The organism is Winogradskyella sp. ECml5-4 (genome assembly GCF_036903175.1).
In the GTDB taxonomy this organism is placed as follows: domain Bacteria; phylum Bacteroidota; class Bacteroidia; order Flavobacteriales; family Flavobacteriaceae; genus Winogradskyella; species Winogradskyella damuponensis.
Genome location: NZ_JAYJLF010000014.1, coordinates 1 through 21,461, shown reverse-complemented (window position 1 = coordinate 21,461; position 21,461 = coordinate 1). Strand labels below are relative to the sequence as shown.

Here is a 21,461-nt window from a genome sequence, read left to right as displayed (position 1 = left end):
TATCTTAGTTTAATAACTTTTATTTGACCTATATTAAATAGAAATCATTAATATTGACAATTAAAATAGATCTAAGCGGTAGAAAACCTTAAAAAGTGACCAATTTGATACGTTTTGTGTCTCTTAAAAGACAGTAAACTTTAGAATATGAAAAAAATATTACTCATTCTGCTTTTAATGATTGTTGCTACACCTATTGCAACAGCTCAATCGGCAGAAAAAATTAAAGGAGATAGAAATGTCACTATTAAACAAACATATATTGATGATTTCCATTCGATTGTAGTTGATGGTGATTTTTCAATAGAAGTTGTCTATAATAGTAAACCTTCTGTAAATGTAGAAGCAGATGATAACTTACATGAAGTTATTCAGTTTAATGTTGTAGATGGTGTCCTTACTTTTGTTGAAACCATTCGTATTTCATCTAAAAAGAAACTAAATATTACTGTAAACTATAGTGATGGCCTTCATACTATTGAAACTAGAGGTGACGGAGAAATTAGGTCATTAACCTCTATGGAGCTTGGCGATGTTACTTTAACAACTGCAGATAATTCTAGAGCGTATTTAAATATTAACGCTAAAACTATCACTTATAAAGCTTCAGGAAAATCGAAAACACGGTTAAATCTTACTGCAGATACTACAAAAATTGAATTAAGTGACAACAGTAAGTTAGATGCCTTAATTAATAGTAAAGTTGCAGACTTTGATTTATACCAACGTTCTGATGCTGTTATTGAAGGTACTGCAAATAGTTCTGTTATTAGATTAGATAACTCAACCAACTTTAACGGTCCAAAATTCGACGTTAAAACTGCAGATACAAGTATTGAAGGCAGTAGTGATTTAACGATTGCTGCAATTGATCAGATTTCTATTGCGGCTTCTGGGAATAGTGAAATTTATTTATTTGGAAGTCCTGCAATAACAATTACGAAATTTGAAGACACAGCTAAATTGCAGAAGAAAAAACGCTAAATAAGACTACTAAGGCTCTAGTATTTTAAGAGAAAACTGAATCTCTATTTTAGGTGAAACTTTTACCATACCTAACATTTTTGTTGGTGCAGTTAAACTAAAATCATTGATATCTAAAGGCATTACTCCACTTACATGTAAATTGTTATTATTAATTACAGAAATAGGAATCGTATAAGTGTTTACGATATTGCTAATGTTAATTTCTATAGTTGCTGTAATAGAGTTTGCTTTTGTTTTAGATTTAGAAAGCTTTTTTAACTTGAGTGTTATTTCTGGAAACTCTTCAGTATTAAGTAATTTATTAAAATCTTTATTTATAGCCTTACCTCCACAGTTAAACTCTAAATTAGGAAGTATTAATTTGGTATCGTTAAACTTAACGATACTATCTTCATCTTTGTATGTAATATTAATAGCTTCTGAAATGGCAGTCATATCAAACTGACATTCAAAAGTACTGACATTCGTTTTTCCTTTAATTTTTAGATAACTTTCAGAAGAAAGGTTTATAGTGGATTCCTTAAATTTAGACACGTCCATTTTAGGAATAAAGCTCGCAGATCCTAAAAAAAATAAAATTATATATGATAATGTCTTAAGCATAACTAAAGATTAAAAAACAAGGCCTCTATCGTAATGACAAAGGCCTTTTTATTTATTAGTACTTAGAAACTAATTACAGCTTCAAGTATAACTCCATCAAATTTACCATCTTCAAGAAGGTCTCCTGCTGGGTAATCATTATAACTTTGGCTTACGTACTCTGCTTTCATTAGAACATTCTTAGTTAAGAACCAACCTGCTCCTAATTGAAATCTATCAATACTTACATCATCACCTCCAGCTAATTCTGCGCTTACAGTATTGTAACGTGCGCCTAAAAACACATTTTCAGTTTCTCCAAATCTGTAAATAACTTCACCTGCATATTGGTTAGCATCTCTTCTGTCTGTTTCTGCTAATGCTTTACCTGATGTTATTTCAATCGTACCAAATACTTCTAATCCACCATATTTCACAAATGGATTAATCATAATTGCAGTAATTTGATTTTTGAATCCAGGATCAAAACGTCCAGATCTAAAATTATCACTAGTTGCAGTAGCATCTTGCATAATATTATAATATCTAGAACCTGCTCTATCTGCAGAATACAAATATACATTTGGTGCATATCCTGTATTATATAAAGATCCTGTTAATCTGAATCTGAAATCATCATTGATTTGTTTATCATAACCTAACTTTGCTAAAAAAGCAGCACCACCTGTTGTTCCATCAGATACAGTTGTACTTTGGTTTAATTTACCATTAGTAAATCCTATCATACCAAAAAGTCCCATATCTGTTGTGTAATATACTTCTGCTCCAACTTCTGTTGTAAATGAATCCATTATTAAGTTTCCAACAAATGGGTTGTATAGTGCTTGTGCATTATCACTTCTTCTAAAATGCGCATCACCATAGTTGTTTTCCATATGTCCAATTTTAATCGTTGTATGCTTCATTAGGTCTTCCATAAAACCTTCTCTAATAAAATCTAATTTGTCTATTTTAAAATAGCCACCTTTTACATAAGGCTCATGGTGGTGTCTAGAAGACAAATACGTTCTTAAATGCATGCTTACACCATCATACAGTGCTACATCTAAATCTAAATTAGCTGTTGCTAAGTTAAAGTTGCTACCTACTTCTGCTAAAGGTAATGTACCTGAATTTTCGTTATCTAGCGCTTGGTATTGAAGAGCAAATGAACCTCCAATTCTAACATACAAGTCTTCAAAAGAAGTGATTGTATCCTTTTTTGCCTCAAAAACATTGACACCTCGTTGATCTGGTTGCCTATAATTATCGAAGTCTCTTTTATTTTTTGTCTGTGCAGATAAAGAATACCCCATTGTCAATACAATGATAAAGCTTACGAGTTTTAGTGCTAATTTCATAATTTATTGGTTTAATTTTTAATTGATTTTGAATTATATTATTTGGTTTCGAATACAGATTTGAATTCGATTTTAATTGCATCTCCTGTTTTAATAGTTCCTAATAATGCTTTAGGTGGATCAATTCCAAAATCTGTCATTTTAAATGATTTTTCGCCATTGAGTAAAACCTTATTTCCCTCTAGTTTTAGAATCATATCTATAGACATATTTTTTGTAACACCAGCAATAGTCATTTTACCTGTTGTAGAAACTTTAAACGATTTATCGGATAACTTCTCTATTTTTTTAACCGATACAAGGTCAAAAGTCATAGTTTTATAATCCTCTGTTTTTAAGGCCTTATAAGTGTTTTTGTCCATTGAAGATTTCCCACTTTTAAGACTCTCTGCTTCTACAGAAAAACTTAAAGTTTTAATTTCTAAATCTCCTGAATGCGCAATAACAATTTTACCTGATTGCTTTTCTGTTTCTAAGGTCCAATCGTGTAAAGAAGATGTACCATGAACTTCTAGAACTGAAGCGTTATTATTTAAGATATAATTTTGAGATAAAGCAACCTGAAAAGAAAAAAGACTGCTTAAAAATACTGTTAGAAAAAATACCGGAAATTTAATTGAATGTTTCATAGTTGCGTTTTTATGTTTGTGCAAAGATTTACATAAAAAGCATTTTAATTTATGACAAAAGTCATACATCAATTATTTCTTACAAAAAATTAACGCTTAAGGTATTTTAAAATTTTGCATAAAAAAAAGCCGAAGTTTATTTGCTTCGGCTTTTAGTTATTAAGATTGTAATAATAGCTTTTTCTAACGTTGGTATGTTTCAACTAGCGTTCCTTCTCCACTTATACTAGTTGTCCACTTTAAAATAGATTCTGTTAGCTCATTAACTTCTAAAACATAAGCTTCTAAACCAGCTTCTGAGTCATCCCAAGTTATTGTAAGTGTGGTTTCATTTTTAGTCCAGCTTCCAAATTCAGATATATTTTCTCCATTAATTCCGAAGCCTCCATATATAAATTCAACGCGATTATTAGATGTAAATTTCACTGTATTACTATCAGGAACACCTATATTATTCCCATTAAAAACACTAGAGACACCTGTCCATGTTCCTATTAGTAATGAATTATTTGCATTATCAGTACTGTCATCACTTGAGCACGATACCAAAATTAAAAATACAAACGCACCTAATAAGTATTTCTTCATTAAGCTTACTTTTATTTAATTGTAACTAGAAGTAGCCACCTCAAAATCAGAATCTTTAGCTGCCAAATAACGTTCAGCATCTAAAGCAGCCATACAGCCTGTTCCAGCAGCAGTAATTGCCTGTCTGTACACATGGTCTGCAGCATCTCCACTTACAAAAACTCCTTCTACATTGGTTTTACTTGTCCCTGGTTTTGCGTTGATAATATAACCTGTTTCGTCTAAATCTAAAAAGTCTTTAAAAATATCTGTATTGGGTTTATGACCAATTGCTACAAAGAATCCTGTAGCTTCAATATCGTGTTTTTCATTGGTTTTGTTGTTATAGACTCTAACTCCTGTAACCACTTGTCCATCACCTAAAACCTCATCTGTTTCAGTGTTGAAAAGTATTTCAATATTTTCAGTATTCTTTACACGTTGTGCCATGATTTTAGAGGCTCTAAATTCATCACGTCTTACCAACATGGTTACTTTTTTACAAAGTTTAGATAAGTAGTGAGCTTCTTCACAAGCAGAATCTCCAGCTCCTACAATTACTACCTCTTGATTTCTATAAAAGAAACCATCACAAACAGCACAAGCAGAAACACCGCCTCCTAATTTTAAATATTTTTGTTCAGAAGGTAAACCTAAATATTTTGCAGATGCTCCTGTAGAAATAATAATAGTATCTGCATGAATTTCTTTCTCTTCATTTACCCAAACTTTATGAACATCTCCTGAAAAGTCTACTTTAGTTATCCAACCATGGCGCACATCAGTACCAAAGCGTTCTGCTTGCTTTTGTAGCTCAATCATCATTTCTGGTCCCGTAATTCCTTCTGGGTATCCAGGAAAATTCTCAACTTCATTGGTAGTTGTTAATTGACCACCAGGCTGCTCTCCTTGGTATAAAACAGGAAACATATTAGCTCTTGACGCATAAATTGCAGCTGTGTAACCTGCTGGGCCAGAACCTATAATTAAACACTTTACTTTTTCAATTGTATCAGACATATTATGTATTTTATTACGTAAAACAAAAGTAGGTTTTTTGTATAAATCCTTACATAGAAGTTATTAACAGTAATTATAGTATCATAAATATTTTAAATCATGGCTTCTTTTACTCATAATTTCGTAATTTAAAGGTGTTTAATAGTAAAACCCAAGAAATTATGTCTCGTAAAATTTTAGTTTTAAGCCTTGCATTGGTGTTTATATCTTCTTGTAATGACCAACCCGAAAAGACTACAACAGCTGTTGAAGTTGAGGAAACTATTGATACAAATAGCAAAAATCTCAAAGGCACATGGGAATTAGTTGGATTTTATAATTATAAAGATAATGTGGCTGTAGATTCTTTTAATACATCTTCAAGCTCTAGACAATTAAAAATGTATACAGACACAAAAGTCATGTGGTGTAAACATAAACCTGCAGATTCTTCTGAATGGTTTGGGTATGGCACTTATAAGTATAAAGACGATACTCTTACTGAAGTTTTAGATTTTGGATCTGCGGTAATGAATGAGGTGATTGCTGAAAAAAAAGCGTTTAAATTTGAATTACAATTACAGAACAATCGTTTTCAACAAATTGAGTTAGATGAAGATGGTAATCGTATTTATTCTGAAAATTATAAACGTATAGAATAAAACTCAAACGGTAAAAATTTTAAAATATATAAAGCCTGCGCACATCTTTTAAAATAATGTAACGCAGACTTTACCCCTAAATAAAAACTAAATATTAGTCTTTTAATGTATACACAACGGTTAATCTAAGATATTCCGTGCCAGAATTTGCAGCTCTCCAATACGACTCCTCCCCTAAATCGTAACTACTTATAGAAAATATTTTATCTATTTCCTCTCCTGAAACTTCCGCAAGTAATTCTGCATTTTTGCGTGCATTTTCCAGAGCTTTTTGAGTTAATAACTTAATCTCTGCATCAAATATTTTAGATTTAACCTGAACATAAGAAGGCATGGCCTGAGACATTTTTATATTAGTAAGTTTTAAAATATCTTTTTTGCTCTTGGTTTCATATCTAAGAACAGTTCCCTCTGTTCTATAACCCATTGCCGCAAAAGCCAAATCATCCCTTATAAACTTTGAAGTATCAATGTTTAGACTTTTAACCTCTTCGTAATACTTAGCCAACAACTCGTCTAAAGTTTTATATGGACCATCTCCATAATAGCCTTTTTCTAATGACAAGGTGACTTCTGTTTTGTACATTACATCATCTAATGGTTTTTCTACTGTACCATGAACTGTAATTGATCTTTCTGGTGTTATTTGTTGTGCTTTTGCATATACTGAAGCACATAGCATGAGTATTAAAATAATAGGTTTCATAATAAAATATAGTGGTTTGAATTATAGTGGTTATACTGTAAACATAAAAGAAGCAGCAATCATCCAACCGCCAACTACAAGGCCTAGAATACCTAATTTACCTAGTTTGGGTGCTAATGTTTCTCTTAATTTGGCCGCTTTTTCCTTTGCCGCTTCGTTTTTACTTAGCAATAATTTGTTTATCATACCAAAGCCAAGCATAAACCCAAGTGCAGCTTCTACAAAGCTTCCTGCTAATAAGGTTATCCACCAAATTGGTGCTACTGATAACCAGCCCATATTAAGAAAGGCAGAAATAATTCCCCAAACTCCAAAAAAGCAAAAGACAATACCTATCCAACCTTGGTAAGGTGCGACTTTGTCTAACAGTTCTTGTGCGTTAGGTTTTTTTGATAAAATAAGTGATGGCACTGCAATAATGCTCAAAAGAATTAATGAAATTCCGTAAATCATAATGTTTAATTTTTAGTGATTAATTATGATGCAAATTTCAATAAACAAGCCAGTGCAAAACAGACGGTAACTAGTAAAAGTGCTTACCCTGTTTTCAGGGATAAAGATATTATTTAAGCATTCCTTTTTCTACGGCATAACGCGTAAGACCTGCCAAATTGCGTACTCCTAGCTTAGAGATAAGGTTTTTACGATAACTTTCAATAGTATGCTTACTTAAAAACAACTGGTCTGCAATTTCTTGAGTTGTAAACTCTTGTGCGATGAGTTTTAAGACTTCTGTTTCTCGTTTACTTAATGAAATTTCAGGTTCAGATTTAGCAGAAAACATAGCTTCCATTAGTATCTGCTTAATGTGAGGTGAAAAGTAATTTTGACCTCCTAAAATAGATGTAATAGCTTTTAATAACTCTGTCTTTTCTGCATTTTTAGAAATATATCCATTTGCATTAGCTTCGGTAAGTGTTTTTATTTTTTTAGCATCTTCAAGCATGCTAACCACAAGGGTTTTGATGTGTGGAAACTCTTCTTTTATTACAGCATTGAGCTCTACACCATCCATTTCTGGCATATTTATATCTGTAATAACTAAATCTACTTTTTGATCTGTATTAATTCTTATATACTTTAAAACCTGTGTCCCTGTTTTTGCTGTAAGAATAATGTTGATGGATTTTTCTTCTGCTAAAATACTCGTCAAGCCATCTAAAAACATAGCATGATCGTCTGCAATTATTATAGAAAATGGTGTTTTCATAAGTTATGTTTGTGGTAAGCTAATACTTATTACAGTCCCTCTATTCTCAGCTGTATTAATAGAAATTGTCCCGTTAAAATCGGCAACTCTGGTTTCAATATTACGTAGCCCTATGCCTTTATTATTAGCGTTTAAATTGAATCCTATACCATCGTCTTCATAAATAAGTTCTATACTCTTTTCTTCGGGAAGTGATGTGAGTTGAATACTAACTTCTTCGGCCTTAGCATGTTTTAAAGCATTAGTAATTAATTCTTTTATAATATTAAATAAGGCAACTTGAATAGACACATTAATTTCATTGATAGCCTCTTTAGGAAAAACGTCTAGGCGCAAATCTACTGAAGTGTTACTTAGGGTGTTTACATAATTATTAAGCAAATCCGTAAAAGCAGCCCCTTCGAATTCTTTTGGAATTAAACTATGAGAAATCTCTCTCACTTGATTATAGGTCATATCTAACTGATTTAAAATCTGCCTAAATTCTGGTTGATGGTCACCAAAACTATTCATCTTTAATTTAATACCTGCTAAATTACCACCTATACTATCGTGTAATTCTCTAGCGATTCTGTCGCGTTCTTTAGATTGAACTGCGATGGCATTTTTTGCCAATTCTAATTCCTGCGATTGTAATAAAGTCTTAACTTCTTGTTGATTTATAGCCTCTTGCTGCTTGTTTAATAAACTCTGCGTTTGTAGCTTTTGATAATAAACCACAAGCAATAAAACAACGGGTATAAGAATGATTAAAAAACCTATTAAAAAAGCATACTTTATTGTTGTTTGTCTTTCAATTTCTGCCTCTTTTAATATTTGATCTTTTTGTAATTTATCAATCTCTTTTTCCTTTTTTAAGGTTTCGTATTTAAGTTCTAAATCTTTTACCAAACGTTGATTTTGCTTACGTGCTATTTCCTTACTAACACTTTGGTATTGGGTCATTAAACTATAGGCGTTTTTATAATCTTCTTTGGCATTATAAAGTCTTGCTAATGCATCTATAACTTTTTGTTGCAATTCTAAACGGTTCCACTGAATGGTATTTATATAGGCTGTACTTAACGCCATTTGTGAAATGTCGTAGTTGTTTAACATCGCATAGCCATAGCCAATATCTAAAATTGCTTCAATGTACAAATCGTAAAACCCATTATTTAAAGCTTCAGTTTTTATGGTTTCTGAACTATCAATTAGAGTTTCGTAATGACCTTGCCTCAACTCTATTTCTGCCAAATTGAGTTGTAATTCTAGTTTTAACTTTTGGTAATCTTCTATAAACGCTTTAGACAATGCTTTATCTATCATCGTTTTTGCTAAATCATAATCTTTATGTAGAATTAAAAAAAAGCTTTTTATCACCACATTTTTCAAATAGAAATCATCATTTGTATAGGCTTGTGGTAATTCTTCTAAAAGCTCTTGAGCTTTGTTAAATTCACCTTTAAACAAATACGTTTCTGCTAATTGTAATTTTAAATAATTATGAATATAATCTTTGGGAGTTGATGTTTCAATACCTTGAATATACGAGCTTGTAGCTTCATCTAACAATCCCATTTTTTGAGCAGCAACCCCTTCAAAATATAAAGCTCTAAGCTTAATCTCTTTAAGATCCTGAAACGTTGAATCTTTATAAAACGCTTCACTTTTCATCAATTTACCATAATGCATTAAAGAATCTGCATGACCTGATTTAAGGTAAATCTGTGCAATAGTATCTAAATATTGAAATCGGACTTGCTGTGTTTCTGCTGCATTTAATTTTATAAAAACATCATTGCTAACAACATTAGGCATGTGACCAAACGCCCTAAAATTGTGCTGCTTTTCTTGAGTAAAACCTAGAAAGCACATCACCCCGAATACAAGAAAAACTATTTTTCTAATTTGCATTATTGCTATAAAATCTATTGACAAATGTAATATATTGCTATTCTATTATCTAAACTTAGACGGCATTACTATTGTGTTTTCATTAATATTACAATACTACATACATCGAAAATGCTAATTATCACGGTTTTCCGTGAAAATAAAAAAAGCCTTGAGATTTATGTTTCTCAAGGCTATTTATAAATGCTATATAATCTATATTACTTCTTTATTAATCCTTTTAATAGAGATAGTACAAAAAGCACTATAAAGATAAAGAAGATAATTTTTGCTATTCCTGCCGCTGCTCCTGCTATTCCTCCGAATCCAAGGATGGCTGCTATGATTGCTATTATAACGAATGTGATTGTCCAACGTAACATAATTTTTTGGTTTTTAGTATTAATATTCGAAACTAGCTCGTCTAATTCCTTATGATATAAAGATAAATAACTAACCTACAAACATTTAACACATTTCATACGATTACTAACTCATATAACTAATATTTATAAAAAGGAAAAGTGCCATATTTACATATGACACCTTTCCCAACCTAACCAAACCTAATCTAACTATGTTCCGCTATTAATGTAAGTCTTCTAATACATTTATTTTTGCCAACCCATTAGTAATGGTGGATTTCTGCGATTGTAATATTGATTTTGTACTCATTGGGAGGCTTGTCTCATTTATTACATCTTCATATTCTTCAATAGCAGCTTTTTCTCCCCTAATGGCTTCGTTTAACATCGATTGTTCATCATCGGCTGAAAACAAACTTTTAACATCCATCCACGCTCTGTGCGCTTTTCCTGTTAAACTTCCTCCTTTGTCTACATCTTGATTAAAGCTTCTAATTTCCTGCTTTAATTCACGTCCAAAATTAAGACGCTCTTGCGCTTTGTTTCTAAAGTATGATTTTAATGAAGCGTGTTCTATATTTTCTGCCGCTTTAGTAAAACCTTTTTCAGCATCGTATGTTTTTTCTAATAAATTGTTTAATTTTTCTCCGACTTCTTCTGTGTAAGTACTCATAATTCTATTTTTTTTTAAAATTTATGATACTTTATTTTAGAGATGTGTATCACTTAACATCTTTACTTTATTTGATAAAATTAAGGGAATTACCCAACCTAACTTAATGCAAAAGATTTCAGTTTTAGCTCAAATAAAAAACAGATTTAATTCTTAATTTTTACCGATGCGTTTCCATATATGCATTATATTTTGTTGCTAATTCCTCCTTTTGATTTTCGGTTAAAATTTTACCTGATAACTGAAAAAAAGTATGCTCTTCATCTTCCAAATGGTGTTCTACTTTTTCTTTTAAATCCTTGGCTGTTTTTAGCCAGGCTGAAGAGTCCATTTCAGTCTCTTCCAACTGTTCTATAAGCTCATCAATCTCATGGTGCTCTGCAATTCCATGTCTGGCATGTTCTTGCATCATATCTGTTGGAATTAAGGGTTTATAGAAGTGTCGCTCCTCTGCATTGGCATGCAAATCGAGTTCTTTTTTTAGTTTATTAAAAATTTCCGTTCTCTCTTTTGAGTCTCCTTTAGTCTGTATTAATTTGTCTAAAAGCTCTCTTTGGATGTCGTGGTCAATTCGTATGGCTTCGTATATGTTCATTTGTAATTCTTTTTGGTTACTAATCAAAGGTAATTTTATGAACCTCAACAAATTTGCTCTATAAGTTTAAAAGTTAACTGTATAGAACTTAGAGCGCTAGTGAGAATGCATTAAAAAGTCCTGCTAAACCATATAATTTAGAGGACCGATCTGAAGGAGTTTAGTTTACCCCATATCTTACTTTAAGGTCGTTTTAAATTTTACATAAAAACTAAACTATATTTATTAGACATGTAAGACTAAAACAAGCTGAAAATTACTTTTTAAAAATCCATTTTCTAATTAGTGCAATAAAACTGTATTTCCCAGTTAATTTTAAGGCTGTACTTACCCAATTTAATGGCTGTAAATCTTCCTTAAATTCACCTTTTGTCAATTTTAATTCTTCCCATGCAATATCACGCTCTAGCTTAAAACGTTTTAAATCGTTATCAATTTCTTCAAATGTGGCGTATGTCTTCATATTAATTAAAAAATTTAAGTCCTACTTTTTTTATGATAAACGAATTGAATTTTGTTCTTAACTTATAGATTATAAGTGACAGTATAACATAAGCCACACCTACTATTAAAAATCCTAGCGCATAGCTATTTAAAGCATTACCTATTTCTAATGCTGCTGCAATAGATAAGAATACTAAGCCTGCAAACAATAGACTTCCTACAGCCAATACCTTAGTCACTAAACTTAATGACAATGTTAGTTGTTGAAAAATTTTCAATCTAAAATATTGGTGAGACGCCTTAACGTAGCGCTCACCAATATGTGAAACTTTGCTTGCTGTATGGTTTATGTCGTCAAAAACACTCATTTATTAGGCTTTTTTCTGTAAATTCTTATTCTTAGCTTTTAAATCCTTTAATTTCGCCTCAAGTGTAGAGATGACATCTTCTGCCTTATAACTTGCATTAGAAACTATAGATTCTACTTGATGGTCTAAATTTTCTTTATGAGAAGAAATGCTATTACCTAAAGAATCTCTTAATTCAGTAGCCTTCTCTGCCATCAAATCTCTTTTCGTTGCTGCTTCGTCTGCAATTCTCTGTCTAGTTACACTACCCTTATCTGGGGCAAACAAAATTCCTAAAACCGCTCCTACTGCTGTTCCTGCTAGTATCCCTAAAACTGTATTTCCGTTATTACTCATGTTATTTAATTTTTATAGTTAATTTTATTATTCAGCACACTGCTGTTACACAAAGATATAGTCAAGATAAGCCACAGCTTAACTCTTTACATAGCAATATTAGCTGTAATGCTAGTTTAGTGTTAGCGTCAAACATTTTAGCAATTGAATTAACTCAAAGACATAAATAAATCTAGATTTGAAGAATAGAATAATCCTATGAAAACAAGTATTAAAACATACCATCCATTTAACGGAAATCATTTAGAAACCTATACTATGGATTCTGAATCTAAACTAAAAGAGAAATTAGAATTAGCCGATTCAACATTTAAAACATGGAAACAATTAGAGATTAAAACGCGTGTAGCGCTAATGCAAAATTTAGCTAATGAATTACACCAGAATAAAACCGAATTAAGCCTACTCATTACAAAAGAAATGGGAAAACCCATTGCAGAAAGTAGAGCTGAAATAGAAAAATGTATTTATCTCATTGATTTTTATATCCAAAATTCGGATCATTTTTTACAAGACGACATTATTGCAACCGAAGCACATGAAAGCTTTATAAGTTATGATCCTTTAGGCTGTATTTTAGCTGTAATGCCTTGGAATTATCCGTTTTGGCAAGTATTTAGATTTGCTGTGCCAACATTAGCAGCAGGCAATGTAGCACTTCTAAAACACGCTTCTAATGTTACAGGTTGTGCTATAGCTATTGAAAAACTTTTTTTAAATGCTAAGTTTCCAAAAGGATGTTTTCAAACTTTAGTTACAGATCATGAAGGCATTGAAAAAATTATGTCAAATGACATTGTTAAAGCAGTTTCCTTAACTGGAAGTGAAAAAGCAGGTCGAAAAATAGCAGAACTCGCAGGAAAAAACCTTAAACCTTCACTATTAGAATTAGGTGGAAACAACGCGTGTATTGTTTTAAAAGATGCCGATTTAGACAGACACATAGAAACGATTGTAAAAGCACGAATGCAAAATTCTGGGCAAAGTTGCATTGCAGCTAAGCGGTTTATAGTTGTAGAAGATATTTATGATGACTTTATTGAAAAATTCACATCAAAAGTAAAAGCCTTAAACTATGGAAATCCACTAGAAGACGATACTACAATATCGTGTTTAGCTCGTGAAGATTTAGCTGAAACTTTAGAAAAACAAGTTCAAAGATCAATTGATTTAGGTGCTAAAGTAACACTTGGAAATACACGAGATGGTGCTTATTTTCAACCTACAATCCTAACTAATGTTACAGCGGAAATGCCTGTATTTAAAGAAGAAACTTTTGGTCCTGTAGCTGCCATTATTAAAGTACAGTCAGAAGACGAGGCATATACAATGGCATCAAAGTCTAAGTTTGGGTTAGGTACCATGGTGTTTACATCAGATTACGATGCGGCATTACAACGCACATCAGAAATTGAAGACGGTGCTTTTTTTATCAATGAAATGGTTAAATCAGATCCAAGATTACCGTTTGGAGGCACTAAAATTTCAGGCTATGGCAGAGAATTATCAAAAGAAGGTATGCTAGCCTTTGTAAATAGGAAAACCGTATATATTAATAAGTAAAATTTAAAATTATGAAGTTTGTAAAAGAAGAAGATGAAAAAAGACGCGATTACGTCTTTCAAAAGGATAACAAAACAAAATTTGGAGCACGAATAATAATTCTTATACTTATCATTTTAGTAGGTGCTGTAGTTGCCTCTGGAATCCACTTTGAATGGTTTTAGAAAATATAAAAACTAACGGCTTTTCTTAGATGCGATAACACTTATAATTAAGATTTGTGTCGCATGAAACAACATTAATGGCAACAACACAATACCTAAAGTTGCCATATTTCCGAATAGTATTTTAGAAAAAACAGTACCGTGAACTAATGATTTTTTAGTACCACAAAATTGTGCTGTAATACGATCTTCATTATTGAGTTGAAGTTTTTTAGAAATAAATCCCGTTAGCGAATAAACAATTATAAATAACGTTACGACTCCTATAAAAAGGAAGAGTAAATCTAAAAATGACACCACACTAAAAATATTATTGTCAAATGATGCCGCAAAACTCTTGTAAATAATTAATAAGATAATAGCCTTATCAAACAAAGTTAATTTGCTACTATGCTTACGAGCAAAATCGCCCAAATAACGTTGCAATAAGAGGCCAACAATTACAGGTAAAATAATTTGAACAATGAGCTTGATATAAATTTCAGTAAAATCAAAATCCGTTTGAATACTATCTACAAACAATCCCATCCAAAGTGGAGTCAACACAATACCAATAATACCTGATATACTTGCATTAAAAATCGCTGCTGGTACATTTCCTTTAGCCATAGCCACCATCACTACAGACGATGATACTGTAGATGGCAATGCTGCTAAAAAAAAGAACGCTAACCAAATGGTTTCTTGAGCTTCATTTTGAATACATGGGCGTAGTAATAAAATCAACAACGGAAACATTAAAAATGTAGAACCTTGCACTAAAAGATGCAATTTCCAGTTTTTAATCCCAGCTTTAAGTTGCGTTGGATTTAGCTTAAGTCCGTAAAAAAAGAATATAAGCGAAATGCCTATCGCACTAATAGCGTCTATAGGAATTTGACTACTTTCTATTCCCCATTCTGGAAAGAAATAAGCTAAAACGATTACTATAATAATGGATATGACGAATTTATCAACCTTTATACTCATGTATGGTCACTTTGTTTCTGTCTGCTAAATAAAGTCTCTTTTATTTAATGCTCTAAAATAATATCATTTAATTACAAAAAAGACAAGCTAATTATCTTATTTTTTGAAAACCTAAACAGGTTTACAAATAGTAAATCAAGTCTAACTGAAAGCAGTATTAGATTTTTTGAAGCTAATATAACAACCATTTTTAAAAGCTTATATGACTCATTTCAAATCTTAAAATATTAGGAAGTTTTAAAAAAAATAAAGACCTTTACGCTGTGAAAACAGCTACACTTTTTTTAGCATTGTTTATGCTTCTCAAACCTACTATTCCATTTGTGGAATACGCTGCTTTTTATGACTACATTAAAAATGAACTTTGCGTCAATAAAGACAAACCCGAATTAGCTTGTAACGGTAAATGTCATTTAAAAAAAGAATTAGCAAAAGCTTCCGATTCCGAAAAAAGTAACGACAAAAATCACTCTTCTTCAACAGAACATCAAGTCATCTTCTTTCAAGATCTTTTTGATGACAATCTCGTTATTGCTGTTAATACAGAACATTTAAAAATTGAATCTTCTTATAATAAAATTTATAAATTCGATTTTATGAATTTTATCTTTCATCCTCCTTTAGCTTAAGTTTAAATAGAGACCTTGTAATTTATAATCCTATCAATAGCCAAACGCTTTACATAGGTATTATGTGGTATGCTTTACACTAATAATTTAACATATGAGCGTACATACTAGTCTTGTTGTACAATCCGTACAATAAAAGTAATCTTATACACGAGTCTTCTATTTATTTCTTGTAGCGGTATTAAGACCTTTTCTGTCTTCATACATTCCTAATTTAATACAATGCTATTGCGTTTTCAATAGGTATTTATTAGTTGGGATATACGCTGCTATATTTTCAAGTTTTTTTAATAAAACACCTATAAGTGATGAAAAAAAATATATTTTTTGTCATTGCAGCACTTGTTGCAGTGACATCTTGTACCCTAGATAAAACCGATTACGAAGCTGAAATAAGTACTGAAGTTGTAGAGCATTTTGAGTACAACGAAGTCGTTTCAATAAATAAAAACAACTATCAAATTCGTATAGAAGCTTTAAATGGGACACTGTATAAAGGCTATAATGACATCCATTTAACAATTACTAATACCCAAACTAACGAAAACATTAGCACGTCTAACGTCACGTTCTTACCCATTATCACTAATTATAATGGCAACAACGCTTCATGTCCACATCAATACAACTTAAATTATAGTACAGAAAACGACTATTATTCTGGTTACGCTGTATTTACAAGCGAAAGTAATGAGTTAGAAAACTGGGAAGTGCATATTTCATTTACAGATAATGGAGAAACCTTTACTGTAAATCAAGACATCATTGTTGAAGAACAGGCGAACATGAACTTAAACATGGTTGCTTTTACAGCCAATGACGGAGAGCAATATTTTATCGTTTTGGTTGCACCACAGAAACCTAAAATTGCAGAAAACGAATTGGTTGCAGGAATTTACAAATACAACCAGCCTTCCAATGAAGCTGGAACATTCCCAGACCCTTCACAGTTTTCATATACAGAAGTTTCCAACTACACTTTATTATTAGATCCCAGAATGCCAGAACCTTCAATGGGAAATCACTCATCTCCAAACAATCAAGATTTAACACAACAGGAAGATGGCTTGTATTACGGAACAGTTAATTATACCATGACCGGAAACTGGACCTTAAATTTTAGACTTCAGAATCCAGACGGAGACATTATTAAAGGCACCGAAGTTTCAACTGATTTTACACCAGGTATTGAAGGAGAAAGAAGCGAATTGCATATTGATATACTGTTTTAATAATGAAAAAATCCATAACACTAGTCATACTGCTTTTTGTTAGCCTATTTACCACAGCACAAAACACAGAAAAAGAGAAAAAGAAAGACAGCATTGTCGCTTTAGACGAGGTACAGTTAATTACTATAATTAAAAAGAAAATTGAAACAGACATGAAAATGGCCGTTACAGTTGACGAGTTTTTGGCGTCTTCAGATAATATTAGTTTTATAAAACGTGGAGCATACGCTTGGGAACCTTTGCTAAATAATATGAGCTCAGAACGCTCTACAATTACTATTGATGGTATGCATGTTTTTGGTGCTTGTACTGATAAAATGGATCCTATCACCTCGTATGTAGAAAGTAACAACCTCTCTAAAATTGATATCAAGTCTGGACAAGAAGGCAGTATGCATGGAGCTACTGTTGCAGGAAGCATTGATTTAAAACGAAAAAGCACACCATTTAACCTTTCTAAAAAATGGAATGGAGCTTACCAAACCAGCTTTGAATTTAATAACAAACAATTTTTCAATTTGGCCAATGCATCTTATTCCGGCAGCAAATTTGCGGCAGATGGAAGCTTGGCGTATAGAAAAGCTGAAAACTATAGTGATGGTAACACTGAGGAAGTCAAACACTCTCAATTTACTAAATTCAATGCATCACTAGGTTTAGCCTATAAAACAAGCGAATTATCTTCTGTAAAAGTTGAAGCAATTTATGATGAAGCTAAAGATGTTGGTTACCCAGCTTTACCTATGGATTTATGGTTGTCGCGTGCCTTAATTACATCAGCAACATATAAGCAATTGTTTAAAGAAGGACTATTTAGAGCCTTAGACACTAAAATTTATTTTAATGCTATAGAACATTATATGGACGATACCACACGTCCAGAAAATTTAGTACATATGGATATGCCTGGCTGGAGCACTACTTATGGATTACTATCTAAAGCAAATTTGAAAAGCAATAATTTTAGTTCTGAAATTCAGCTGAACGCTTATAACAATTTATCTACAGCCGAAATGCGTATGTATCCACAAGACCGGAGTGAACGCTCTATGTTTGCTTACAGTTGGCCTGCAGTTACGACGACTTTTGCAGGACTTTCTCTAAATAACTCTTGGGAGATTTCAGACAAAAGTCAGCTTAATTTTGGTGGGGCGTTAGGCATCAATTACAACCACTCTAAATACGTAGAGTTTAACTGGATTTTTCACCCTGGAACGCCTCAAGAAAAAACACGAATACTACCTAGTTTACACGCAGGTTATCAATTAGATATTAAAAATTTTAATTTTTCCGTAGGAGGTGGCTATGGCCATAGAGCTCCTTCTGTTTCTGAAGGCTATGGCTATTACATTTATAATAGTTTTGACCGTTACGATTATATTGGTAATCCTGACCTTAAAAACGAGATATCATACGAAGGTAATGCTAGTGCTGGTTATAAAGATGATAAATTCAGTTTACAAGCAAACGTAAATTATTTCTACATTGAGAATTACATCATTGGTCGAATTTTAAGTTTGGGAAGTCCCATGAATTATCAGTCTGTTGGTGTTAAAGGTTATACCTCCTTAGAGTACTCAACCTTATTTAATTTTTCATTAAATACTAGCTATACCATTTTAGACAATCTTCATTGGAAAGGTGTATTAACTTATGCTCGCGGAAAAGACGATAACAAAAACAACTTACCATTTATTAGACCTTTAAGTTACCAATCATCAATACATTATAGATACAACCGATTTAATTTTCAAACGTCGGTTAATGGCGATTTAGAACAAATTAATTACAGTCCAGAATACGGAGAAGATCAAACTCCTTCTTATACCATTTGGAACCTGTCTGCAGACTACACGTTTAAAATTAAAGATTACAAGACCGTTGTTCAGGTTGGCGCAGAAAATATACTTAATGAATATTACAGTACTTATGCAGATTGGGGAAATATACCAAGAATGGGACGCAATATTTTCACCTCTTTAAAATTCAACTTCTAAACTAATGCAACGAGTTTTTAGCTCCATAATGACTTTAATATTTCTGTTTGTTGTTTCACAGCAAGCCGTCGTTGTAATGCACTTTAAACTCAACCAAAAAGCAATTACAGAGCAGTTTTGTATCAATAAAAACAAACCTGAACTCCATTGTAATGGAAAATGTTATTTAAGTAAAGAATTACAAGAAACGGAAAACACCGATTCTGAAAAAATACTTAATACCAAAAATTTCGATTTGGTTTTTTATTCAAATATTGCATATGAAATAGAAACTCCAAACGTCATTAAAACCAAAGTAAAATTGATATATATAGAGTTCCATCATTCGGAACCCTATCTAGAAGTCCTAGTACCTCCTCCGATGTTAAGTGCTGATTTAGAAAACGCTTAACATAAAAAAATAAACATATCAATTAACATAAATTTAAAAAAATGAAAAATCTTAAAAAATATATTTTATCAGCAGCCGTAGTCGTTGCATTCATGTCTTGTAGTAGCGATGACAATAATCCTGTTGCAAATAATATAACCTTAGAATTCAATAACACATTTGGCGACACACCTATTGTTCTAGGAGATGCAACATCTAGTGCTGCGACTAAAAACACTTCTGATGCTGGACAAATTCACCACTTTGAAGAAGTTAAATACGTTATTAGTAACATTCGTCTTATAAAAGCAGATGGCACTGAAATTCCTTATCATGTAAATGATTTAGATAACGGAGCTACGGTTGTAGATCAGTCAAAACCAGAAACATTGAGTTATGTTATGAGTGATATTCCTGCAGGAGATTACACAGAAATAAAATTTGGTTTAGGTGTAAGATCTGATTTAAATACTTTAGATCAAGTAAGTTTCCCTACATTTTATGAAAATGCAGGAGCAAATGATACACAAATGCATTGGGAATGGGGAACGGGATACCGTTTTACAAAACTCGAAGGGTTCTATGATACCGATAATAAGCAATTGTCTTTCCATTCTGGAAGTACAGTAGAAGGTGAAGAAGGTGCTTATACGCAAGGTGTTGATGCTTATAGAGATATTACAATTGTACTTCCTACAACAACTACTGTTGGCAATAGTGCACCTACAATTAACATTAAAGCCGATTTTGATTATTTCTTAAGTGGCGAAAGTCATACGGTAACATTAGTCTCTACAGAAGACATTACCAATAATGCAACACCAAGTGCTCATACAGCTACTGAAATGATGAAGTTTGTCGAAAATATTGGTGGTAATGGTACAACAGACCATACAGGAATGTTCTCTGTTACTTCAGTAGAAAACTAAATCTAAAAAATTAATGGGTCGGCTATGATAAAACACCATAGCCGACTCTATTATAGTTTTATAGCAAAATGAAAAAAACAATACAAAGTATCGCTATCATCCTTTTATTTACAGGATGTAGCACTAATGATACTGAGCCTATTATATATGACAACCCTGAATTAACACTGAATATTCCAATTGATTTTCCAGAACTAAACAGTTCGGTTTACAATAATATGCCAACGCAATATGGAGTTGAATTAGGTAAAAAATTATTCTTTGACAGACAATTAAGTGCAGACAACACCATTTCCTGTTCAAGTTGCCACATACAAGAAAGTGCCTTTGCTGATCACAACCCAAAAGCTATTGGAATTGAGGAACGAATAGGACTTCGTAATGCTCCGCCTGTACAAAACATGGCATTTATGCAATTTTATAATTGGGATGGTAATAAACTCCAATTAGAAAACCAACCATTGGCTCCTATCATTACACACGAAGAAATGGATTCCTCTATTTTAGAGGTTATTGGTAAACTTGAAAGCGATCCTTCTTATATAGAGCTATTTAATAAAGCTTTTCAAGGAGAAGGTATTACAGCAGATGGTATTTACAATAGTATTGCGCAATATGAATACACGCTCATATCTTCAAACAGTAAATACGATAGAGTTAAACAAAACGAAGGAGAAACATTTACAACAAGTGAAGCACAAGGCTATGCTGTTTTTCAAAACAAATGTATAAGCTGTCACAGCACAGAATTATTTACAGATCAAAGTTTTAGAAATATTGGGTTTCCTATAAATCCAGATTCTGAAGAAGGAGGACGTGCCAGAATCACAGGTCTTGTTGAAGATTATATGCGTTTTAGAGTGCCTAGCTTAAGAAATATAGAATATACTGCTCCTTACGGCAGCTTCGGACAATTTGCAACTTTAGAAGACCTACTCGATTATTTAGATAACGGAGTATTAGAGGCAGATAACCTCGACCCTATTTTAAAAGATAATAACAATAGAATCCCACTTACAGCTCAAGAAAAAACAGATTTAATTGCTTTTATGAAAACCTTAAGTGATGCTGAATTTTTAGGTCTTGAATATTAAACCTGATAAGATAGCTTGAAATAATTTAGCGACTTCATGGGTCATTGCTAAAAGTTGTGTGTGATGATTAAAAAAAGATTCTGATTTTTGTAAAAAAAAAGACTTTTGGACAATTATCTAGAACTACTGAAACTTATTCTTCCTGAATTTTTAAT

Annotated in this window: 26 protein-coding genes; 10 read left to right on the top strand and 16 right to left on the bottom strand. The window is 32.1% G+C overall.

All coding sequences use genetic code 11. The annotated features are described in order from the left end of the window. Window positions 1-147: 147 nt before the first annotated feature. Entirely contained in the window at window positions 148-984 is an 837-nt protein-coding gene (locus VDP25_RS14060) for a GIN domain-containing protein (RefSeq protein WP_334470831.1), read from the top strand. 9 nt (window positions 985-993) lie between these two features. On the opposite strand, the gene VDP25_RS14055 is transcribed toward VDP25_RS14060, so the two are convergent. From VDP25_RS14055 to trxB, 5 genes are all read right to left on the bottom strand, one after another. After that, window positions 994-1,590, bottom strand: coding sequence for a YceI family protein (locus VDP25_RS14055; RefSeq protein ID WP_334470829.1), 597 nt, complete (start codon window positions 1,588-1,590; stop codon window positions 994-996). Window positions 1,591-1,652: 62 nt separating this feature from the next. Then, entirely contained in the window at window positions 1,653-2,930 is a 1,278-nt protein-coding gene (locus VDP25_RS14050; protein WP_334470827.1) for a hypothetical protein, read from the bottom strand. Window positions 2,931-2,968: 38 nt separating this feature from the next. Continuing rightward, complete coding sequence (locus VDP25_RS14045; RefSeq protein WP_334470825.1) at window positions 2,969-3,559, bottom strand: YceI family protein; 591 nt, start codon at window positions 3,557-3,559, stop codon at window positions 2,969-2,971. Between the two features lie 183 nt (window positions 3,560-3,742). Continuing rightward, entirely contained in the window at window positions 3,743-4,147 is a 405-nt protein-coding gene (locus VDP25_RS14040) for a lipocalin family protein (protein ID WP_334470823.1), read from the bottom strand. Window positions 4,148-4,162: 15 nt separating this feature from the next. After that, the gene (gene trxB / locus VDP25_RS14035; RefSeq protein ID WP_215924450.1) at window positions 4,163-5,146 is read right to left on the bottom strand and encodes a thioredoxin-disulfide reductase; all 984 of its coding nucleotides are present in this window, start codon (window positions 5,144-5,146) and stop codon (window positions 4,163-4,165) included. A gap of 161 nt (window positions 5,147-5,307) precedes the next feature. Here trxB and VDP25_RS14030 point away from each other — a divergent pair, with 161 nt between their 5' ends. Further along, the gene (locus VDP25_RS14030) at window positions 5,308-5,787 is read left to right on the top strand and encodes a hypothetical protein (RefSeq protein WP_334470820.1); all 480 of its coding nucleotides are present in this window, start codon (window positions 5,308-5,310) and stop codon (window positions 5,785-5,787) included. Between the two features lie 94 nt (window positions 5,788-5,881). Here the strand turns inward: VDP25_RS14030 and VDP25_RS14025 are convergent, their stop codons facing one another. The 10 genes from VDP25_RS14025 to VDP25_RS13980 form a co-directional block, all read right to left on the bottom strand. Then, on the bottom strand, window positions 5,882-6,493 hold the full coding sequence (locus VDP25_RS14025; RefSeq protein WP_334470818.1) for a hypothetical protein: 612 nt from the start codon (window positions 6,491-6,493) through the stop codon (window positions 5,882-5,884). Between the two features lie 30 nt (window positions 6,494-6,523). Continuing rightward, window positions 6,524-6,946: a hypothetical protein gene (locus VDP25_RS14020; RefSeq protein ID WP_334470816.1), complete on the bottom strand. Its 423-nt coding sequence runs from the start codon at window positions 6,944-6,946 to the stop codon at window positions 6,524-6,526. A 109-nt stretch (window positions 6,947-7,055) separates the two neighbouring features. Further along, window positions 7,056-7,703: a response regulator transcription factor gene (locus VDP25_RS14015; RefSeq protein ID WP_334470814.1), complete on the bottom strand. Its 648-nt coding sequence runs from the start codon at window positions 7,701-7,703 to the stop codon at window positions 7,056-7,058. A gap of 3 nt (window positions 7,704-7,706) precedes the next feature. After that, a complete protein-coding gene (locus tag VDP25_RS14010) occupies window positions 7,707-9,503 on the bottom strand; it encodes a tetratricopeptide repeat-containing sensor histidine kinase (RefSeq protein WP_334470812.1) in 1,797 nt (598 codons plus the stop codon). A 296-nt stretch (window positions 9,504-9,799) separates the two neighbouring features. Then, window positions 9,800-9,961, bottom strand: a complete 162-nt coding sequence (locus tag VDP25_RS14005) for a DUF1328 family protein (protein WP_215924438.1) — start codon at window positions 9,959-9,961, stop codon at window positions 9,800-9,802. Window positions 9,962-10,166: 205 nt separating this feature from the next. Further along, window positions 10,167-10,616 carry a ferritin-like domain-containing protein gene (locus tag VDP25_RS14000; protein WP_334470810.1) on the bottom strand — a complete coding sequence of 150 codons (450 nt, stop codon included), beginning with the start codon at window positions 10,614-10,616 and terminating at the stop codon, window positions 10,167-10,169. Window positions 10,617-10,776: 160 nt separating this feature from the next. Continuing rightward, window positions 10,777-11,211, bottom strand: a complete 435-nt coding sequence (locus VDP25_RS13995; RefSeq protein ID WP_334470808.1) for a hemerythrin domain-containing protein — start codon at window positions 11,209-11,211, stop codon at window positions 10,777-10,779. A gap of 256 nt (window positions 11,212-11,467) precedes the next feature. After that, window positions 11,468-11,674 (bottom strand): DUF6327 family protein, encoded by a 207-nt coding sequence (locus VDP25_RS13990; RefSeq protein ID WP_334470806.1) that lies wholly within the window; start codon window positions 11,672-11,674, stop codon window positions 11,468-11,470. A gap of 1 nt (window position 11,675) precedes the next feature. Continuing rightward, window positions 11,676-12,023 (bottom strand): hypothetical protein, encoded by a 348-nt coding sequence (locus VDP25_RS13985; protein WP_334470804.1) that lies wholly within the window; start codon window positions 12,021-12,023, stop codon window positions 11,676-11,678. A gap of 3 nt (window positions 12,024-12,026) precedes the next feature. Then, the gene (locus VDP25_RS13980; protein ID WP_334470802.1) at window positions 12,027-12,359 is read right to left on the bottom strand and encodes a YtxH domain-containing protein; all 333 of its coding nucleotides are present in this window, start codon (window positions 12,357-12,359) and stop codon (window positions 12,027-12,029) included. A gap of 198 nt (window positions 12,360-12,557) precedes the next feature. Here VDP25_RS13980 and VDP25_RS13975 point away from each other — a divergent pair, with 198 nt between their 5' ends. Together VDP25_RS13975 and VDP25_RS13970 are read left to right on the top strand one after the other, a co-directional pair. Continuing rightward, window positions 12,558-13,922 carry an NAD-dependent succinate-semialdehyde dehydrogenase gene (locus VDP25_RS13975; protein ID WP_334470800.1) on the top strand — a complete coding sequence of 455 codons (1,365 nt, stop codon included), beginning with the start codon at window positions 12,558-12,560 and terminating at the stop codon, window positions 13,920-13,922. Window positions 13,923-13,933: 11 nt separating this feature from the next. Continuing rightward, complete coding sequence (locus VDP25_RS13970) at window positions 13,934-14,086, top strand: hypothetical protein (RefSeq protein ID WP_215924424.1); 153 nt, start codon at window positions 13,934-13,936, stop codon at window positions 14,084-14,086. A gap of 12 nt (window positions 14,087-14,098) precedes the next feature. Here the strand turns inward: VDP25_RS13970 and VDP25_RS13965 are convergent, their stop codons facing one another. Next, a complete protein-coding gene (locus tag VDP25_RS13965; RefSeq protein ID WP_334470798.1) occupies window positions 14,099-15,055 on the bottom strand; it encodes a bile acid:sodium symporter family protein in 957 nt (318 codons plus the stop codon). A 263-nt stretch (window positions 15,056-15,318) separates the two neighbouring features. On the opposite strand from VDP25_RS13965, the gene VDP25_RS13960 reads away from it, so the two are divergent. The 6 genes from VDP25_RS13960 to VDP25_RS13935 all read left to right on the top strand — a co-directional run bounded on the left by VDP25_RS13960 (window position 15,319) and on the right by VDP25_RS13935 (window position 21,306). Next, window positions 15,319-15,684, top strand: coding sequence for a hypothetical protein (locus VDP25_RS13960; protein WP_334470796.1), 366 nt, complete (start codon window positions 15,319-15,321; stop codon window positions 15,682-15,684). A 308-nt stretch (window positions 15,685-15,992) separates the two neighbouring features. Further along, entirely contained in the window at window positions 15,993-16,916 is a 924-nt protein-coding gene (locus VDP25_RS13955; protein ID WP_334470794.1) for a hypothetical protein, read from the top strand. Between the two features lie 2 nt (window positions 16,917-16,918). After that, complete coding sequence (locus tag VDP25_RS13950; RefSeq protein WP_334470792.1) at window positions 16,919-18,913, top strand: TonB-dependent receptor plug domain-containing protein; 1,995 nt, start codon at window positions 16,919-16,921, stop codon at window positions 18,911-18,913. Window positions 18,914-18,917: 4 nt separating this feature from the next. After that, on the top strand, window positions 18,918-19,304 hold the full coding sequence (locus tag VDP25_RS13945; RefSeq protein ID WP_334470790.1) for a hypothetical protein: 387 nt from the start codon (window positions 18,918-18,920) through the stop codon (window positions 19,302-19,304). 41 nt (window positions 19,305-19,345) lie between these two features. Continuing rightward, the gene (locus VDP25_RS13940; protein ID WP_334470788.1) at window positions 19,346-20,212 is read left to right on the top strand and encodes an MbnP family protein; all 867 of its coding nucleotides are present in this window, start codon (window positions 19,346-19,348) and stop codon (window positions 20,210-20,212) included. A gap of 68 nt (window positions 20,213-20,280) precedes the next feature. After that, window positions 20,281-21,306, top strand: a complete 1,026-nt coding sequence (locus tag VDP25_RS13935; protein ID WP_334470786.1) for a cytochrome-c peroxidase — start codon at window positions 20,281-20,283, stop codon at window positions 21,304-21,306. Window positions 21,307-21,461: the final 155 nt, after the last annotated feature.

Bases quoted from the DNA above. Each gene is read 5' to 3' on its own strand.
- VDP25_RS13955 (WP_334470794.1), top strand. From the start codon at position 15,993: ATGAAAAAAAATATATTTTTTGTCATTGCAGCACTTGTTGCAGTGACA.
- VDP25_RS13940 (WP_334470788.1), top strand. From the start codon at position 19,346: ATGAAAAATCTTAAAAAATATATTTTATCAGCAGCCGTAGTCGTTGCA.
- VDP25_RS13995 (WP_334470808.1), bottom strand. From the start codon at position 11,211: ATGAACATATACGAAGCCATACGAATTGACCACGACATCCAAAGAGAG.
- VDP25_RS13975 (WP_334470800.1), top strand. From the start codon at position 12,558: ATGAAAACAAGTATTAAAACATACCATCCATTTAACGGAAATCATTTA.
- VDP25_RS14020 (WP_334470816.1), bottom strand. From the start codon at position 6,946: ATGATTTACGGAATTTCATTAATTCTTTTGAGCATTATTGCAGTGCCA.
- VDP25_RS14045 (WP_334470825.1), bottom strand. From the start codon at position 3,559: ATGAAACATTCAATTAAATTTCCGGTATTTTTTCTAACAGTATTTTTA.
- VDP25_RS14050 (WP_334470827.1), bottom strand. From the start codon at position 2,930: ATGAAATTAGCACTAAAACTCGTAAGCTTTATCATTGTATTGACAATG.
- VDP25_RS14030 (WP_334470820.1), top strand. From the start codon at position 5,308: ATGTCTCGTAAAATTTTAGTTTTAAGCCTTGCATTGGTGTTTATATCT.
- VDP25_RS13965 (WP_334470798.1), bottom strand. From the start codon at position 15,055: ATGAGTATAAAGGTTGATAAATTCGTCATATCCATTATTATAGTAATC.
- VDP25_RS14025 (WP_334470818.1), bottom strand. From the start codon at position 6,493: ATGAAACCTATTATTTTAATACTCATGCTATGTGCTTCAGTATATGCA.
- VDP25_RS13985 (WP_334470804.1), bottom strand. From the start codon at position 12,023: ATGAGTGTTTTTGACGACATAAACCATACAGCAAGCAAAGTTTCACAT.
- VDP25_RS13935 (WP_334470786.1), top strand. From the start codon at position 20,281: ATGAAAAAAACAATACAAAGTATCGCTATCATCCTTTTATTTACAGGA.
- VDP25_RS14060 (WP_334470831.1), top strand. From the start codon at position 148: ATGAAAAAAATATTACTCATTCTGCTTTTAATGATTGTTGCTACACCT.
- VDP25_RS13970 (WP_215924424.1), top strand. From the start codon at position 13,934: ATGAAGTTTGTAAAAGAAGAAGATGAAAAAAGACGCGATTACGTCTTT.
- VDP25_RS14055 (WP_334470829.1), bottom strand. From the start codon at position 1,590: ATGCTTAAGACATTATCATATATAATTTTATTTTTTTTAGGATCTGCG.
- VDP25_RS13980 (WP_334470802.1), bottom strand. From the start codon at position 12,359: ATGAGTAATAACGGAAATACAGTTTTAGGGATACTAGCAGGAACAGCA.
- VDP25_RS13990 (WP_334470806.1), bottom strand. From the start codon at position 11,674: ATGAAGACATACGCCACATTTGAAGAAATTGATAACGATTTAAAACGT.
- trxB (WP_215924450.1), bottom strand. From the start codon at position 5,146: ATGTCTGATACAATTGAAAAAGTAAAGTGTTTAATTATAGGTTCTGGC.
- VDP25_RS14040 (WP_334470823.1), bottom strand. From the start codon at position 4,147: ATGAAGAAATACTTATTAGGTGCGTTTGTATTTTTAATTTTGGTATCG.
- VDP25_RS14015 (WP_334470814.1), bottom strand. From the start codon at position 7,703: ATGAAAACACCATTTTCTATAATAATTGCAGACGATCATGCTATGTTT.
- VDP25_RS13945 (WP_334470790.1), top strand. From the start codon at position 18,918: ATGCAACGAGTTTTTAGCTCCATAATGACTTTAATATTTCTGTTTGTT.
- VDP25_RS14000 (WP_334470810.1), bottom strand. From the start codon at position 10,616: ATGAGTACTTACACAGAAGAAGTCGGAGAAAAATTAAACAATTTATTA.
- VDP25_RS14005 (WP_215924438.1), bottom strand. From the start codon at position 9,961: ATGTTACGTTGGACAATCACATTCGTTATAATAGCAATCATAGCAGCC.
- VDP25_RS13950 (WP_334470792.1), top strand. From the start codon at position 16,919: ATGAAAAAATCCATAACACTAGTCATACTGCTTTTTGTTAGCCTATTT.
- VDP25_RS14010 (WP_334470812.1), bottom strand. From the start codon at position 9,503: ATGCCTAATGTTGTTAGCAATGATGTTTTTATAAAATTAAATGCAGCA.